Origin of the sequence: Rhizobium sp. AP16 (genome assembly GCF_000281735.1) — a bacterium.
GTDB classification, from domain to species: Bacteria; Pseudomonadota; Alphaproteobacteria; order Rhizobiales; family Rhizobiaceae; genus Rhizobium; species Rhizobium rhizogenes.
In genome coordinates this window covers 1-14759 of record NZ_AJVM01000080.1, presented here as the reverse complement: position 1 = coordinate 14759, position 14759 = coordinate 1, and the positions used below count along the sequence as shown (strand labels likewise).

The 14759-nt window shown below is 60.7% G+C and carries 18 protein-coding genes; 11 read left to right on the top strand and 7 right to left on the bottom strand.

The genetic code is table 11. From position 1 onward, the window contains the following. Positions 1–3: 3 nt before the first annotated feature. A complete protein-coding gene (locus tag PMI03_RS27875) occupies positions 4–336 on the bottom strand; it encodes a chaperone modulator CbpM (protein ID WP_007701951.1) in 333 nt (110 codons plus the stop codon). A 3-nt stretch (positions 337–339) separates the two neighbouring features. Further along, on the bottom strand, positions 340–1251 hold the full coding sequence (locus tag PMI03_RS27870; RefSeq protein ID WP_007701949.1) for a DnaJ C-terminal domain-containing protein: 912 nt from the start codon (positions 1249–1251) through the stop codon (positions 340–342). Positions 1252–1519: 268 nt separating this feature from the next. Between PMI03_RS27870 and PMI03_RS27865 the strand changes: the two genes are divergently transcribed. Further along, on the top strand, positions 1520–2314 hold the full coding sequence (locus PMI03_RS27865; protein ID WP_007701945.1) for a polysaccharide deacetylase family protein: 795 nt from the start codon (positions 1520–1522) through the stop codon (positions 2312–2314). Between the two features lie 40 nt (positions 2315–2354). Here PMI03_RS27865 and PMI03_RS27860 read toward each other — a convergent pair whose 3' ends face one another. Continuing rightward, positions 2355–3527 (bottom strand): AI-2E family transporter, encoded by a 1173-nt coding sequence (locus tag PMI03_RS27860; protein WP_007701943.1) that lies wholly within the window; start codon positions 3525–3527, stop codon positions 2355–2357. Between the two features lie 100 nt (positions 3528–3627). Then, a complete protein-coding gene (locus PMI03_RS27855) occupies positions 3628–4494 on the bottom strand; it encodes a VOC family protein (protein ID WP_007701939.1) in 867 nt (288 codons plus the stop codon). Between the two features lie 331 nt (positions 4495–4825). On the opposite strand from PMI03_RS27855, the gene trhA reads away from it, so the two are divergent. Beyond that, the gene (gene trhA, locus PMI03_RS27850; RefSeq protein ID WP_007701935.1) at positions 4826–5494 is read left to right on the top strand and encodes a PAQR family membrane homeostasis protein TrhA; all 669 of its coding nucleotides are present in this window, start codon (positions 4826–4828) and stop codon (positions 5492–5494) included. Here the strand turns inward: trhA and PMI03_RS27845 are convergent. Continuing rightward, positions 5469–5984 (bottom strand): hypothetical protein, encoded by a 516-nt coding sequence (locus PMI03_RS27845; RefSeq protein WP_007701932.1) that lies wholly within the window; start codon positions 5982–5984, stop codon positions 5469–5471. The genes trhA and PMI03_RS27845 overlap by 26 nt on opposite strands. Positions 5985–6188: 204 nt before the next feature. Between PMI03_RS27845 and PMI03_RS27840 the strand changes: the two genes are divergently transcribed. The 9 genes from PMI03_RS27840 to PMI03_RS27800 all read left to right on the top strand — a co-directional run bounded on the left by PMI03_RS27840 (position 6189) and on the right by PMI03_RS27800 (position 13768). Further along, complete coding sequence (locus tag PMI03_RS27840; RefSeq protein ID WP_007701927.1) at positions 6189–6695, top strand: GNAT family N-acetyltransferase; 507 nt, start codon at positions 6189–6191, stop codon at positions 6693–6695. 148 nt (positions 6696–6843) lie between these two features. Further along, positions 6844–9219 (top strand): putative monovalent cation/H+ antiporter subunit A, encoded by a 2376-nt coding sequence (locus PMI03_RS27835; protein WP_007701925.1) that lies wholly within the window; start codon positions 6844–6846, stop codon positions 9217–9219. Next, entirely contained in the window at positions 9216–9635 is a 420-nt protein-coding gene (locus PMI03_RS27830) for a Na+/H+ antiporter subunit B (protein ID WP_007701922.1), read from the top strand. Before PMI03_RS27835 ends, PMI03_RS27830 begins: the two co-directional genes overlap by 4 nt. Then, positions 9635–10012: a Na+/H+ antiporter subunit C gene (locus tag PMI03_RS27825; protein ID WP_007701919.1), complete on the top strand. Its 378-nt coding sequence runs from the start codon at positions 9635–9637 to the stop codon at positions 10010–10012. The genes PMI03_RS27830 and PMI03_RS27825 overlap by 1 nt, the downstream gene beginning before the upstream one ends. Before the next feature lie 4 nt (positions 10013–10016). Beyond that, a complete protein-coding gene (locus tag PMI03_RS27820; RefSeq protein WP_007701915.1) occupies positions 10017–11582 on the top strand; it encodes a Na+/H+ antiporter subunit D in 1566 nt (521 codons plus the stop codon). Continuing rightward, the gene (locus tag PMI03_RS27815) at positions 11579–12052 is read left to right on the top strand and encodes a Na+/H+ antiporter subunit E (RefSeq protein ID WP_007701913.1); all 474 of its coding nucleotides are present in this window, start codon (positions 11579–11581) and stop codon (positions 12050–12052) included. Before PMI03_RS27820 ends, PMI03_RS27815 begins: the two co-directional genes overlap by 4 nt. Then, positions 12049–12438 carry a cation:proton antiporter gene (locus PMI03_RS27810; protein ID WP_007701910.1) on the top strand — a complete coding sequence of 130 codons (390 nt, stop codon included), beginning with the start codon at positions 12049–12051 and terminating at the stop codon, positions 12436–12438. Before PMI03_RS27815 ends, PMI03_RS27810 begins: the two co-directional genes overlap by 4 nt. Beyond that, a complete protein-coding gene (gene mnhG, locus PMI03_RS27805) occupies positions 12438–12800 on the top strand; it encodes a monovalent cation/H(+) antiporter subunit G (RefSeq protein WP_007701907.1) in 363 nt (120 codons plus the stop codon). Before PMI03_RS27810 ends, mnhG begins: the two co-directional genes overlap by 1 nt. Positions 12801–13336: 536 nt before the next feature. Then, a complete protein-coding gene (locus PMI03_RS27800) occupies positions 13337–13768 on the top strand; it encodes a MucR family transcriptional regulator (RefSeq protein ID WP_007701904.1) in 432 nt (143 codons plus the stop codon). Between the two features lie 72 nt (positions 13769–13840). Here PMI03_RS27800 and PMI03_RS27795 read toward each other — a convergent pair whose 3' ends face one another. Both PMI03_RS27795 and PMI03_RS27790 read right to left on the bottom strand, forming a co-directional pair. Beyond that, positions 13841–14263, bottom strand: a complete 423-nt coding sequence (locus tag PMI03_RS27795; RefSeq protein WP_007701901.1) for a SufE family protein — start codon at positions 14261–14263, stop codon at positions 13841–13843. 122 nt (positions 14264–14385) lie between these two features. Beyond that, on the bottom strand, positions 14386–14759 hold a 374-nt coding region (locus PMI03_RS27790), incomplete at its 5' end, for a DUF5330 domain-containing protein (protein WP_007701899.1).

Sequence of the window (14759 nt, the reverse complement as noted above, 5' to 3'; positions counted from 1 at the left end):
CTCTCAGCGCCGTTCTTGACGCTCCAGGCGGTCAAGTTCGGAGAGGATATGCTCCTGCACATCGGGGCTTTGGCGGGAGACGGCATCCGTCAGTTCGCGCAATGTCGATCGCAGCCCATGAAGCTGATCGACCAGATCCATCACCAGGTCGACGCCAGGTTCATTGAGGCCCATCGCGTCGATCAGATCGAGGATCAACTGTCCGCGGGCGAGATCCGCATCGCGGAAATGCCGGCCTTCTTCCGTGGTTTCTGGAATGAGCCAGCCCTGGCCAATCCAGACTTCCAGCACCGTGACATCGATCTCGAGGCGCAGACGAAACTCGCTCTCGTTCATGGCTCAGCCTCCCATGGTCTTTCTGGGATCATGCGTCTTGCCGGCCTGCCAATCGGAAACGAGGGCGGTCAGCTCGGCATCCGGCGCGTCCGGCAGGACGATCTTCAGTGAAACATAGGCGTCGCCGGCGTCCTTGCCACGCACGGGCACGCCTTTGCCCCTCAGCCTCAAGACTTTGCCGGTATTGGAGTTCGGCTGAAGTGTGACTGTCACCGGGCCGGATGGCGTGGGTACGCGAACCTTGCCGCCGAGCACCGCCTCGGTCAGCGAAATCGGCAATTCCAGCCTGATATCGTCGCCATCGCGGGTGAAGAAGCGATGCGGACGCACATGCACCTCGATCAGCGCATCGCCTGGCGCGCCGCTGCCAAAACCGGGATCGCCCTTGCCGCGCAGGCGCAGCGTCTGCCCATCCTTGGTTCCCGGCGGTATCTGCACATCGAGCGCGGGTCCGTCCGGCAGGCTGATCTGCTTTTTCGTGCCGTTGACGGCGTCGAGAAAGTCGACTTCCATGGAATATTTACGATCCTGACCCTGCATTCCGGATTGGCCTCGGCTGCGACGTGAAAAGAAGCTGGACAGCACATCGTCGGTATCGCCGAAATCGGCGAAGCCGCCAGTGTTGCGATACGGACCGCGTTGGCCCTCGTTGGCCGCGTAGTCGCGATAATAGTTGCGGGGCGGCTTCTCCGCGCCGCTACCGTCGATCTCGCCGCGGTCGAAGCGCGCGCGCTTGTCCTCATCTCCGAGGATGCCGTAGGCCGCGGAGACTTCCTTGAATTTCTCCTCGGCCTGCTTGTCGCCGGGATTGAGATCGGGGTGCAGTTTTTTCGCGAGCTTGCGATAGGCGCTCTGAACGTCTTTCTGCGGGGCGTCCCGTTTTACGCCCAGAATGTCATAGGGATCGCGGCTCATGGATGGTTCCCTTTGGGAGCACAGGAAAATATGCAAATAGTAGCAGGTCGGTCTGGTATCAATGATATCATAAATGAGGAGCATCGATGCCGCGACTGGGGTAGAGCGGTTATAGGCGCATTTGTGACGAGAAATGATCCCTTGCTGGCAAGCCGCCATATTTCCGTCGCCTTGCCGGAGGATGGCGGGCGCAAAGGGAAAGGCCCTATGGCAACCGCGCGCTTTTTCCGCCAAATTTGATTTCGCTCGATCTGACCGGTGGATACTGATGAACCGCTTTCTGCTGACGTCCGCGTTCTTGCTTGCCGCCGTACCGGCTGCTTTCGCTGCCAAGCAGGAGACGCCGCCCGCCGGCTGGCCACCGCTGCCGCCGAAGGCGTCTGCTTCGAACGTCAAGCTGGTCGAGCCGCACCTGCACGTCAATCGCGCCGGCAAGGGTGCTCCGCGTATTGCGCTGACCTTCGATGCCTGCATGGGTAAGACCGATCCGCGGATCCTCTCCACCCTCGTCGATCAGCGCATTCCCTCGACGATCTTCGTCACCGCCCGCTGGCTGCGGACCAATCCCGACGCACTCGCCACCTTCCTCGCCCATCCCGACCTCTTCGAGCTGGAAAACCACGGCCAGAACCATATTCCCGCTGTGGATATCCCGACCAAGGTCTATGGCATTGCCGCTGCCGGCTCACCGCAGGCCGTTGCCCAGGAAGTCAAGGGTGGCGCCGACGCCATGCTTGCCGCCGGTATCCCGCAGCCACGTTGGTTCCGGGGCGCAACGGCGAAATACAGCCTGTCGGCGATCGCTCAGATCCGCGGCATGGGCTATCGCATTGCCGGCTATTCCGTGAACGGCGACAGCGGTTCGCTGCTGCCGGCCAAGATGGTGGAAAAGCAATATGCCTCCGCCAGGGATGGCGATGTCATCATCTCCCATATCAACCAGCCGACCCATGCAGCCGGCGAAGGGGTCGCTGCGAGCATCCTGGCGCTGAAGGCCAAGGGCGTGCAGTTCGTCCGATTGCAGGACATTCCCGAACAGGGCGATGACGACACCACGAACTGAGTGGGCGAGCGGCGGCTAATCATGAGGTTGCCGACAACTTTTACTCAGGCAATTGCGGCTGCACCTTTTCCTCGATGAATAACTCGTTGACCACGGTCATCACGACCAAGGATAGCGGCAAGGCGAGCATGGCGCCGACGGCGCCCCACATCCACGTCCAGAAGATAATGGCGAGGAAGACGACAAAGGGATTGAGCTCCCATTGCCGACCCATGACCGCCGGAAACACAAGATTCTCCACGGCGAGATGGATAGAGAAAAAGACGACGGCAGGCGCAAGGGCGAAGATGATGTCATCATGGGTGATGATGCCGGCGATCGCCAGTGCAATCGTCATCGTTGCGATGCCAAGGAAGGGAATGAAGCTGGAGAGAAAAGCGAAGACGCCCCAGAGGATCGGCGCACTCAAGCCGCCGGCATAGGCGATGATGGTCATGGTGATGCCGAGACCGGCATAGATCAGCGCCGCCGTGGCGAAATAGAAGCCGAGGACCTGCTCCACCGCATTGATGATGCGGATTGCCGTCAATCGCGACGTCCGGCTGACAAAAGTCATGATGAGCGTCTTGCGCAGGCTGGCGCGTCCGGCGAGAAAGAGCATCAAGGCGGCAAAGAAGATCAGGCCCTGGACAATGGCCGGCGTCAGGCTGTTAGTGACAAGATGCAGCACATTACCGGTATTCTCGAGCAGCACATTGATCGACATCGGCCCGCTCTCGAAGGTCTGCGGCGTGATGTGCAGCCATTTGATCCGCTCGAGGAATGGCATCAGTCGATCGACTGTGCGCTGGAAGACGTCGGGGCCTTCCTGTGCCAACCGCGCCAACGGTCCGGCAAGCGCATTGATGAACAGGAAGATGACCAACGCCACAGCCGATGACAGCAGAACGGCGTTAAGAATGCGCGGAACGCCGAGCTTGCTGAGTTTTTCCGCCGCGAGGCCGAGGATCATACCGACGACGACAGCCAACGTCACCGGGATCAGAATGATCGACATCATGTAGATGCCTGCCAGCGCCAGGATGAGGAAGATGCCGATGAGAGCCCAGGCGGAGGCGATATCCAGCCCGCTTTTCTCGATGGGCGTTTCAGCCGTTGCTCTGCCCAATTGCTCGGTGTCCGCTCGCAACGCCTCCACCCAGGCGCTGGAACGCTCCTCGCGTTTCAGCGCCTGTTTGCGCTCCTGCTTGCTTGTGCCCTTGGCAATATCCATCCAAAACAATCCCCGAAGGCCCATCGCCTCGGTATGCAAACGCAAAAGACCCGTTCCGGTTCCGGAACGGGTCTTTTGGATTGTCGATCTGTGGTTGTGATCAGGCGATCAAATTCAGCCCAATGCCCCAGGGATCGCGCAGCGAAACGCCGCCGTCGCGCTTTTCCGTCTTGATCTCGTGCGCGTCGAGTGCGGTAACCGCCTTGTCGAGGGCTTGCCTGTCGTTGAAGCGCAGCGTGTAGTCGGACAGGCCGGTCATGTGTTCGGAGCGGACGCCGGCGCCGCGGCTGTTCCAGGTGTTGGCGCCGAGGTGATGGTGATAGCCGCCGGTTGCAAGGAAGGTCGCGCCGGGATAGCGCGCCGCCATCACCTTCATTCCAAGCACGTCACGATAGAAGGCATTTGCCTCCTCGACATCGCCGACCTGCAGGTGGATATGGCCGATCGCCGAACCGTCGGCCATGCCGTCCCAGCGATCCTGCGGTGCGCTTTCGTAAAGCTTCTGCAGATCGAGCCTCAGCGTCGCCATCTCGACGGTGCCGTCGCCATGGAATGTCCACTGCTCATGCGGCCGGTCGGCATAGATCTCGATGCCGTTGCCTTCCGGATCGGAAAGATAGATCGCCTCGCTGACGATATGGTCGGACGCGCCTTCAAGGGCGACATTGTTGTGCGCCGCATGCCGCAGCCAGCGGGCAAGCTCGACACGGTTGGGCAACAGGAAGGCGGTGTGGAAGAGACCGGCCGCCGTCTGCGGCGCGCGCGTGGCGGCGCGATCCGTCGTCAGCGTCAGCAGCGACTGCCCGGCAACGCCCAGCACTTCGCCGCTCGCGGTCTTTTCGACGACCTTCAAGCCCAATATGTCCTGATAGAAGCGCGACACCAGCGCAAGATCGGTGACGACAAGATGCGACTGGCCGACATAGGAGGGACGCGTCAGCGCATAGGAAAGGGCGGTTTCGGTCATGGGCTTATTCCAACCTCGATGTTCGGAAGAAAGAGGAACCGGCGAAGGCGGCGAAATCGCCGTCAATGGCAGGCGTGAGAGCTGTCGCCGGTCGATATGCCTCTTTAGAGATCCTCTGGCCTGCTGTACTTGGCCTTGTATATGGCGGATTTCGATTGTTCACAGAAGGCCAGAAATTGCGGATTGAGCGTTCGCAATTCGTTGACGGACCATTTCACCTGCGCGTCTCGCCATTCACGAAGATTTACCGATATGCCGGTCGAACGCGGTTGCCTGGATGCTTCCGAGATGCCACGATTGATGCCGATATGGAATTGGAACGTATATAGAGATGGCCGAGTTCAAAGGCATTCGTTGGGCCTACGATCGATATGAAATAATCGCCGACGGTATCGTCAACGGCGTCGGCGTGGTCTTTGCCTTGATCGGCGCGACCGCGCTGATCTTCTATGCGACCGTGTGGAGCTCCCACGGCGAGATCGCTGCTGCCTGGATCTATGGCGTCGGCCTGGTTCTGACCCTTGCCATGTCCTTCACCTACAATCTCTGGCCGGTATCGCGGATGAAGTGGTTTTTGCGGCGCTTCGATCATTCCGCCATCTTCGTGCTGATCGCCGCCACCTATACGCCATTCCTTGAGCGTGGCTCGGCCGATCCGCTGTTGTTTGCGATGTTGATCGCCCTCTGGGTTTTCGCGGCTTGCGGCATCGCGCTGAAATGTTTCTTTCCCGGCCGTTACGATCGGCTGGCGATCCTGCTCTATCTCGCCATGGGCTGGAGCGGCGTGCTGGTCGCCAAGCCCGTGTCCATGCATATACCGTCGGCGTCGATGATGCTGATCGTGATCGGCGGCATCATCTATTCGCTCGGCGTCATCTTTCATGTCTGGGAGAAGCTGCGTTTCCAGAATGCCATCTGGCACGGCTTCGTCATCTCAGCCGCCGCCGTGCATTATTCGGCGGTGTTCACCTGCTTCAGCCTGTCACCGGGAAGCTTTTGACGACTTGCGTCGTCGGCGCGCATTTCTTCGTGGGGTGGAGGCTGCGCACCAGCCGCATGACGACGGCGTCATAGCGCTGCATGGCCGCCTTCGAATAATCCATCTGGAAGAAGGCAGCGGCGCCATTGCAGAGGGCAACGCCGCGCACATAGATGATGTGGCCCTGTTTTGTGCCTGAGAAGCTGATGCCGCGCGAGGTCGATTTCGAATAGGAGATCTGCCATCCTTCATCCTTGGCGCGCGCGACACGGATGTTTGCTTCCGAGGAAAAGTCGCCGTTGAGGGTGTTGGCGCCGAAAATCAGCAGCCGCGCCGATTGATCGGCCGGCGTCAGCGTCAGCCCGTTGCCATCGTCGCTTCGTGCGGACAGGCGGAATTCCGATGGTAGTTCAATCGCATAGCCAAAGCGCGCATTGTCATAGGACCACCAGTCGGCGGCTTGCGCCGGCACGACGGAAAGAAACAGAAGGGCGGTCAATCGCGCGAGCATTGTGTTTTCCGGGAGGCGAGATCTGCAAACCAGCTATGAATAGCGCGTTTTTCAGCAGAAATTCCATAGTGATTCTCAGGATGACCGAAAAATAGCGCGAATTCGTTACAGCTTGATTGCGAGCCATGCAGGAATGGTGGATTTACTTGATAAATATCGCGGAGTAATGCCGCACTCTGTCTCATAAACAATTGGACGACGATTATGGACCAAGGCGTGCTGTTGCGTGACGCCATCGAGGCCGATCTGCCGGCGATTTGCGAGATCTACAACCACGCCGTCGTGCACACGACCGCGATCTGGAACGACACGCTGGTCGATGTCGACAACCGTATCGAGTGGCTCAAGGCGCGCAGGGCGCGGGGCTTCCCGGTCGTTGTCGCGGAGAAGGACGGCAAGGTCGCCGGCTATGCTTCCTACGGCGATTGGCGCGCCTTCGACGGCTATCGCCATACGGTCGAGAACTCCATCTATGTCGACAAGGATCATCGTGGTCTCGGTATCGGCGAGGGCCTGCTGCGCGAACTCGTCGCCTGCGCCGCCAAGGGCAATGTCCACGTCATGATTGCCGCCATAGAGACCGGCAACGCTGTCTCCATCCGCCTGCATGAAAAGCTTGGTTTCCGCATCGCCGGGCAATTCTCCGAAGTGGGCACCAAGTTCGGTCGCTGGCTGGATCTGACCTGCATGGAATTGCGCATCCCAACTTGATCCAGCCCCTCATGCCGAAAAAATGATTTCAGTGGGTTAAGTCCGGGTTTTCTCCCGCAGGGCTTGAGACCATCAGGCCTTTGGCCTATCCCAAGGGTAGTGTTTCGGCTTTGCCGGATTCCGCGCAATTGTTCAGCAGGGAGAAGACATGGCCAGTGTCACCGGCCTGACATTCCTGGCTTTGTGTCTGCCCTTTCTCGGTGCAATGATCGCGCCGGCGGCTGTCCGTTATCTCGGCCACAATGCGGCCTGGCCGCTGGCACTGTTTCCCGCGCTCGCCTTTCTGCATTTTGCCGGCTTTCTCCCCTCCATCGCTGCTGGCCAAACCGTCCAGGGCGGTTTCGACTGGGTGCCCAGTTTGGGTCTGCGCTTCTCCTGGCTGCTTGACGGCCTGTCGCTGACCTTCGCGCTGCTGATCACCGGCATCGGTGCGCTGGTCGTGCTCTATGCCGGTGGTTATCTGAAGGGCCATGTCGACCTCGGCCGCTTCTTTTCCTTCATCTTCCTGTTCATGGGCTCGATGCTCGGCCTCGTCGTGTCGGACAGTTTCCTGACGCTGTTCGTCTTCTGGGAGCTGACCTCGATCACCTCGTTCCTGCTGATCGGTTTCGATCATCAGCGCGAGGCGGCGCGGCGGGCGGCGCTACAGGCGCTGGTCGTTACCGGCGGGGGAGGGCTGTTGCTGCTCGCGGGCCTGTTGCTGATCTGGCAGATCACTGGGGCCGCCGACATGTCCGGCCTGCTGAGGGCCGGCGGCGTTTTGCGTGAAAGTCCGCTCTATCTTGCCGCACTCATCCTGATCCTCGGTGGTGCCTTTACCAAGTCGGCGCAGTTTCCCTTTCACTTCTGGCTGCCGAACGCCATGGAAGCGCCGACGCCCGTGTCGGCCTATCTGCATTCCGCGACGATGGTGAAGGCCGGCGTCTATCTGTTGATGCGTCTCAATCCCGCGATGGGCGGCACGATGGCCTGGCAGACGATCCTGCCGCTCTTCGGCGCCGCGACGCTATTGGTGGGCACGCTGCTCGCCATTCGCCAGACGGACCTGAAGCTGAAGCTTGCCTATACGACGGTCTCTTCGCTGGGCTTGCTGGTGCTGTTGACCGGCTTCGGCTCCGATTTTGCGATCGAGGCGGCCGTGCTCTATCTGGTAGCGCATTCGCTGTTCAAGGGCGCGCTGTTCATGGTCGCCGGCATTGTCGATCACGAGACGGGAACCCGCGACATCACCCGCCTAGGCGGACTGCGCGCCGCCATGCCGCTGACGTTTGCGGCAGCAATCGTCGCGGCGGTCTCGATGGGTGGTCTGCCGCCGGCCTTCGGCTTCCTCGCCAAGGAGGAGATCTATACCGCGCTGGCCGACGCTTCCGTCTGGTCGATTGCCCTGACCATCATTGCGGTCGCTGGCAACGCACTGATGTTCGCCATCGCCTTCGCCGTAGCGCTGAAGCCGTTCCTCGGCGCGCGCGTCGAGACGCCCAGACATCCGCATGAAGCACCGCCTTTGCTCTGGCTTGGTCCGGTCATGCTGGCCGTTCTCGGCCTGATCGCGGCGCTGCTCTCCGGCTTCTGGCATGCCTATATCTCTTCGCCGATGGCGAGCGCCGTCGGCGGCAAGGCAATGGAGGTATCGGTCTCGCTCGTTCCGCATATCGGTGTGCCTTTGCTGCTGTCGGCTCTGACCGCGCTGATCGGTGTCTTCGTCTACTGGAAGCTCGACCGCGCCCGCTTCCTGATGTCGGTGGTGCTGCGCCACCTCGGGCCGGGGCCTGATCGCGGTTTCGATGGCTTCATCTCCGGGCTGGTGCGCCTGTCGCATGCCGTCTCGCGTGTCTTGCAGCCCGGCCGGCTGGAAATCTATATCGCGGTGACCTTCCTCTGCCTTGCCGCCATGCTGCTGGTGCCGCCGGTGCTCTACGGCGAGCTGCCGGCCATGCCCTCATGGCCCGACATGCAATGGCATGAAGCAGCGATCTTCCTCATCGCCATCATCGGCCTCGGAGCCGTCGTTATGGCGCGTGACCGGCTGACGGCGATCGTGTCGCTCGGCATTCAGGGCTTTGCCGTCGCCGTCATCTTCCTGCTCTTTGGTGCGCCGGATCTGTCCTTCACCCAGTTCATGGTCGAGACGCTCTCCGTCGTCATCCTGGCGCTGGTGATGACGCGGCTGCGCCTTTCCGCCTCCGATCGCCGCCCGCCGTTGCAGATGCTTTTGCATGCGGTGCTTGCCGCCGCCTGCGGCCTCGGTTTCGGGCTGTTGTTGCTGAAGGCGACACAAGCGCCCTTCGACCTGACGTTGACCGCCTTCTTCAATCAATATTCCAAGCTGATCGCCCATGGCACCAATGTGGTCAACGTCATCATCGTCGACTTCCGCGGCACGGATACGCTTGGCGAGATCGCCGTCGTCACTATTACCGGCCTTGCCATCCTGGCGCTGATCCGCATCCGCGCCGGCGGCGAACGCAAGCTCGCGGCCAATGATCCGGACCTGGAAGAGAAGATGGAGGCCGAGCGCCGATGAACACGCTGATCTTCCGCACCGCCGCGCCGTTCCTGATCGCCTTGATACTGCTCTTCTCCGTCTTCGTGCTGCTGCGCGGCCATAACGAGCCCGGTGGCGGCTTCATCGGCGGTTTGATCGCGGCATCGGGCTTTGCGATCTACGGCATTGCCTGCGGTGTCTCGGCGGTGCGCCGCGCCATCGTTTTCCATCCGCTGGCAATCGCCGGTTTCGGCCTGCTGGCGTCGACGGTTGCCGGGCTCTTGTCGATTTTCTCCGGCGTGCCCTTTATGACCGGGCTGTGGATCTATCCGCATCTCTTTGGCGCCGAAGTGCCGCTCTCGAGCGTCATGCTGTTCGATATCGGCGTCTACCTGGTCGTCGTCGGCGCGATCACCTCGATCGCGCTGGCGCTCGAAGAGCGGGAGGTGGAGTGATGGAGGCTGTCTTCGCCGGCCTCGTCGGCCTGTTCTTCGCCGTCGCGATCTATCTGATGCTATCGGGGTTCTCGATCCGCATCATGCTCGGCGTCGCCATTCTCGGCAATGCCGTCAATCTGCTGCTGTTCACAGCCGGACGGGTGACGCGCGAAGTGCCGCCGATCATTCCGGCCGGCGCCGACACGCTGAGCGTGGATGCCGCCAATCCACTGCCGCAGGCGCTGATCCTGACGGCGATCGTCATTTCCTTCTCCTTCCTCGCCTTCCTCCTGGTTCTGACCTACCGGGCCTATCAGGATCTCAAGACCGACAATACCGGCGAGATGCGGGTGGCGGAACCGGACGAGCGGCCGATGCCGCCTTTGGGGTATTAGCGACATGGCGGCACCCGCAAATACCGCTGTCGATCTATCCGCCGCGCTGGTGACCGCGCCGGTCGAGATGGCGCATTGGCTGGTCATCCTGCCGGTGGCGCTATGCATCGGGCTTGGAGCGATCTTAATGATGCTGCGCGACCGCACGGCGTGGCACGGCTGGATCGCCATTCCCGGCCTGGTCCTGCTGGTGTTGGTCGATGCAGCCTTGCTCCGCAAGGTCGCCATTGATGGGCCGATAACCATGGTAATGGGCCGCTGGCTCCCGCCTTTCGGCATAGCCTTCAGCGTCGACCTCTTCAGTGCGATCATGGCGCTGACGGCGGCGGTCGTGGCGCTGGCGGCGAGCCTCTATGCGCTCGGCGAAATCACCACCAGCGGCCGTCGCTATGGCTTCTTCCCCTTCCTGCTGCTGCTGCTTGCCGGCGTCAGCGGCGCGCTCCTCACCGGCGACGTCTTCAATCTCTATGTCTGGTTCGAGGTGCTGCTGATCTCGTCCTTCGGCCTGCTGATCCTCGGTTCGGAGCGCGAGCAGATCGACGGCGCGTTGAAATATGCGGTGCTGAACCTGATCGCCACCACGTTGTTTCTCGTCTCCGTCGGCTACCTCTATGCCATCTTCGGCACCCTCAACATGGCCGATATCGCGATGAAGGCGAGGGCGCCCGGCAACACGGCGCCACTGATGACGCTTGCCGGGCTCTTCCTTCTCGCCTTCGGCATGAAGGCTGCGGCCTTCCCGGTCAATTTCTGGCTGTCGGCCTCCTATCATACGCCGCGCATCACCGTCTCGGCGCTCTTCGCCGGCCTGCTCACCAAGGTCGGCATCTACGCGCTGATCAGGGTGCTGGTCATGCTGTTGCCGGTCGAGCGCGCCGGGCTCGGCCCGATCACGACGATCGTCGCCATCGCCACCATGCTTGCCGGTGTGGTTGGCGCGCTTGGGGAGAACGATTTCCGCCGCCTGCTTGGCTATGTGGTCATCTCGGGCATCGGCACGATGCTGGCAGGCGTGGCGCTCGGCAGTGCCGATGGCCTCAGCGGCGCGATCTTCTATGCGTTGCATTCCATGGTGCTGATGACGGCGCTCTATCTGCTGGCGGGCCAGGCTGCACGCCTCGGCGGCGGCTTCTCGCTTTCCGCGCTCGGCGGGCTTTATCGGCAAAGCGGCTGGTTCGCCGGCCTTTCGCTGGTGCTGTTTTTCGCCGCCTGCGGCCTGCCGCCGTTTTCCGGCTTCTGGCCCAAGGTCATCCTGGTGAAGGCAGCGCTCGACACCGGCGCCTGGTGGATTGCCGCAACGATCCTGTTGACCGGCTTCCTCACCACCATCGTTTTTGGCCGTATCTTCCTGCTCGCCTACTGGCGTCCGAGAACCGAGCCAGACGCCGTCGCGCCGGAGCCAATCGTCTGGCAGGCAGGCTTGCCGATCCTGGCGTTGGCCGCCTTGGTGATCGGCTTCGGCCTGTTTCCCGAACAGCTCCTGTATCTGACGCAACGCGCAGCCGGCGGCCTCGAAGATCCCTCCGCCTATCTGCATTCGGTCTTTCCGGGAGGGGTAGGGGCACAATGATCCTGTTCGTCTTCAACCTTCTGCTCGCCATTGTCTGGGCCGCGATCACCGGTAGCGCCTCGTTCCTCAATCTGGTGTTCGGCTTCATTCTCTCCGCACTAGCCTTGGCAATCGTGCGGGAGCCTTATGGCGGCGTGCTGTATTTTGGCCGCGTCAGGCGCATTCTGGCATTGCTTCTCCTATTCCTGTGCGAGCTGGCGAAATCCGCTTGGGCCGTTGCCGTCACGGTCATGAGCCCGAAGATGGATGTGAAGCCGGGCATCTTCGCCTTTCCGCTCACCGTCGATCGCGATTTCGAGATTGCGCTCCTTGCCAATCTCATCACGCTGACGCCCGGCACGCTCTCAGTCGACGTCTCCGATGACCGCAAGACGCTCTATGTCCATGCGCTCGACTGTTCCGACCCGGAGGCGGTGAAGCGTGGCATCGCCGAGGGTTTCGAGCGCCGGATACTGGAGGCTTTCCGATGATCGCCGCGTCCGTCGTCTCCGCCGCCGCTATGATCGCGCTCGGCATTCTCGGCCTGGCCTTTCTGCTCACCGTCTATCGTGTGGTGGTCGGTCCGACGCTGCCCGACCGGGTGCTGGCGCTCGATATGCTGGTGGCGGTCGCCATCGGCTTTATCGCCGTCATTGCCATCAAGACCGGCTTCACCCTCTACATCGATATCGCCATTTCACTCGGCCTTGTCGGCTTCCTTGCCACCGTCGCCTTTGCTCGGTTCATCCTGAGCCATGGTGCGTCAAGCGGAAATGAGCCGTCAACCTCGCCGGTCCTTACGGCGGAGGGCGGATCCAAGCCTACCGCAAGTAAAAAGGCCCGTAAGGATAGCCGGCGCAAAAAGGGAGGGCGGTAATGGAATTGATCGCAGCCGTCATCGTCGCCTTCCTGCTCCTGGCAGGTGCCATGTTCGCGCTGGTCGCCGCGATCGGCATCATCCGCCTACCGGATCTCTATAGCCGCATGCATGCAGCCTCGAAGGCTGGCACGGTCGGCTCCGGTCTGTTGCTACTTGCAGTCGCTGTTCATTCGCAGGATCTGTCCATATTGGCACGGGCGCTGGCCGGCTTCCTGTTCTTCGTCTTGACCGCGCCGATTGCGGCTCACCTCCTTGCGCGGGCCGCCCACAAGGCTGGCCACCGGCTGACGCCGCCGTCTGTGCGTGACGATTTAATGAAGGATCAGATGGCAAGGCACCCTTACAAAACGAAGGGCTAACAAACGCAAGGATTGCTAGAAGAGGAATACAATTCTAGTTGTAAGTTACCTATTTTTAATAGATGAGAATTTTGCCAGTAAGTGATACAATTAAAAACTGGACTTTTGGATAAAGAGTGCTAATTCACATTCAAGTAGAGTTCTGATGTTGAGTTAGTCTCGGCCGGATTTAAGTGCCCAATGTTCTGATCTTTCTTTCAAGCAACGGTGGGCAAAACTTGCTTCCGGTTAAGGATTGACGGACCTATCTCCGTCATCACTGATTCTATCATCAGGCGGTATAGAAACGGGTTTCGTCGTACGACATCTAGGGGTGGATGTCGTTTTGTCGGCACTTTGGCATGTAATGCCCCGTTTTTTTGCCGATGACCGCTACGAATATGGACGATGCGCGCTTGCGCGGATTGCCCAGTGCATGGGCCCCGAAAATCAAAATGGTTTTCGACAGGATTATGCGCGGATCATGTGAATGCTGTGTCTTACGCGCTCAAGTGGAGGCGTGACACGGTAAGCAAGCCGATGAACAGGAGAAGATAATGACAGATACGGCCCTTGGCACTGGCCAGGACTTGCTGGTTGAGCTGACCGCCGACATCGTGGCGGCTTATGTCAGCAATCATGTAGTCCCGGTCACCGACCTTCCGAATCTGATTTCCGACGTACATTCCGCCTTGAGCAGCACTTCGGCTCCGGCACCCGCCGTTACCGTTGTTGAAAAGCAGAAGCCGGCGGTATCCGTTCGTAAATCAGTACAGGACGATCAGATCACCTGCCTGGAATGCGGCGGCAGCTTCAAGTCATTGAAGCGTCACCTGATGACCCACCATAGTCTTTCTCCGGAAGAATACCGCGAGAAGTGGGATCTGGCGGCCGACTATCCGATGGTTGCGCCCGCCTATGCCGAAGCCCGTTCGCGTCTCGCGAAGGAAATGGGCCTCGGTCAGCGCCGCAAGCGCGGCGCTCGGTAAGGTCTCGACTGGACGCTATCGAAAAGACCCGGCTTTCGAGCCGGGTTTTTTATTGCCTTCGCGCATAGAAACCTATGCGGCGGCCCGGACTCTCGCCTCTTCCCGGATGCGCCTGATCATCGAGCGCAATCCATTGGCGCGCTGCGAGGAAAGATGTTCGACGAGGCCGATCTTGCCGAAGACGTCGAGCGCGTCGAGCGCGGCGATCTCGGCCGCCGGTTTGCCGGAATAGGTGGTAAGGACGATGGCCACCAGCCCGCGTACGATATGGGCATCGGAATCGCCTTCGAAGGTCAGCACCGGATTTTCCGGATCACCCGAGGCATGGGTCACGAGCCAGACCTGGCTGGCGCAACCCTGCACCTTGTTTTCCAGAGTTCGTTTTTCTTCCGGCAGGTCCGGCAGCATCTTGCCGAGCTCGATCACATAGCGATAGCGATCCTCCCAGTCGTCCAGGAAGGAGAAATCCTCAATGATCTGCTCAAGCGTCGCCATTATGCCGGTCCAATTGTCTATCTGCTTGCATATAGGTGAAATGGCCGATGATTTGAACCCGTGACAAAAAAGAACGCCGTGAGCGACGGGCTGGCTCACGGCGTCTTCTCATGGAGAGAGTATCAGGTCCGGGGTTTCGGCAAGGGTACCGGAATGAAAGAGGGCAGCTTGACCGTGCCGGTAACGACCGCATCTGCGGTCTGGGTGCCGGCCACGCGCTTCGGGGGCATGGGCTGCGCTTCCGCGGCTGCCTGCTCATGGCTGGCGCCAGGCGTTGCTACGGCCTGTTCGCCGGGCTTCTGATCCTTGAAATGTTGGCCGAGAAGGTCATAGGCAACGCGGGCGCCGTCGCGGGCCTGGTATCCCAGCGCGGTCAGCGTTTCGCCGCCCTTCAGGCAGACATCGGGCTTCTCGCTGCACATGGAGCCGACATATTGCATCACGCCGGAGGCAGCCGACAGCGCGTCGGAAACTTGCACCTGCGGCTCCCCCCCCC

Excerpts from the sequence above, each read along its gene's own strand:
- PMI03_RS27875 (WP_007701951.1), bottom strand. The coding sequence starts at position 336 with ATGAACGAGAGCGAGTTTCGTCTGCGCCTCGAGATCGATGTCACGGTG.
- PMI03_RS27870 (WP_007701949.1), bottom strand. The coding sequence starts at position 1,251 with ATGAGCCGCGATCCCTATGACATTCTGGGCGTAAAACGGGACGCCCCG.
- PMI03_RS27865 (WP_007701945.1), top strand. The coding sequence starts at position 1,520 with ATGAACCGCTTTCTGCTGACGTCCGCGTTCTTGCTTGCCGCCGTACCG.
- PMI03_RS27860 (WP_007701943.1), bottom strand. The coding sequence starts at position 3,527 with ATGGATATTGCCAAGGGCACAAGCAAGCAGGAGCGCAAACAGGCGCTG.
- PMI03_RS27855 (WP_007701939.1), bottom strand. The coding sequence starts at position 4,494 with ATGACCGAAACCGCCCTTTCCTATGCGCTGACGCGTCCCTCCTATGTC.
- trhA (WP_007701935.1), top strand. The coding sequence starts at position 4,826 with ATGGCCGAGTTCAAAGGCATTCGTTGGGCCTACGATCGATATGAAATA.
- PMI03_RS27845 (WP_007701932.1), bottom strand. The coding sequence starts at position 5,984 with ATGCTCGCGCGATTGACCGCCCTTCTGTTTCTTTCCGTCGTGCCGGCG.
- PMI03_RS27840 (WP_007701927.1), top strand. The coding sequence starts at position 6,189 with ATGGACCAAGGCGTGCTGTTGCGTGACGCCATCGAGGCCGATCTGCCG.
- PMI03_RS27835 (WP_007701925.1), top strand. The coding sequence starts at position 6,844 with ATGGCCAGTGTCACCGGCCTGACATTCCTGGCTTTGTGTCTGCCCTTT.
- PMI03_RS27830 (WP_007701922.1), top strand. The coding sequence starts at position 9,216 with ATGAACACGCTGATCTTCCGCACCGCCGCGCCGTTCCTGATCGCCTTG.
- PMI03_RS27825 (WP_007701919.1), top strand. The coding sequence starts at position 9,635 with ATGGAGGCTGTCTTCGCCGGCCTCGTCGGCCTGTTCTTCGCCGTCGCG.
- PMI03_RS27820 (WP_007701915.1), top strand. The coding sequence starts at position 10,017 with ATGGCGGCACCCGCAAATACCGCTGTCGATCTATCCGCCGCGCTGGTG.
- PMI03_RS27815 (WP_007701913.1), top strand. The coding sequence starts at position 11,579 with ATGATCCTGTTCGTCTTCAACCTTCTGCTCGCCATTGTCTGGGCCGCG.
- PMI03_RS27810 (WP_007701910.1), top strand. The coding sequence starts at position 12,049 with ATGATCGCCGCGTCCGTCGTCTCCGCCGCCGCTATGATCGCGCTCGGC.
- mnhG (WP_007701907.1), top strand. The coding sequence starts at position 12,438 with ATGGAATTGATCGCAGCCGTCATCGTCGCCTTCCTGCTCCTGGCAGGT.
- PMI03_RS27800 (WP_007701904.1), top strand. The coding sequence starts at position 13,337 with ATGACAGATACGGCCCTTGGCACTGGCCAGGACTTGCTGGTTGAGCTG.
- PMI03_RS27795 (WP_007701901.1), bottom strand. The coding sequence starts at position 14,263 with ATGGCGACGCTTGAGCAGATCATTGAGGATTTCTCCTTCCTGGACGAC.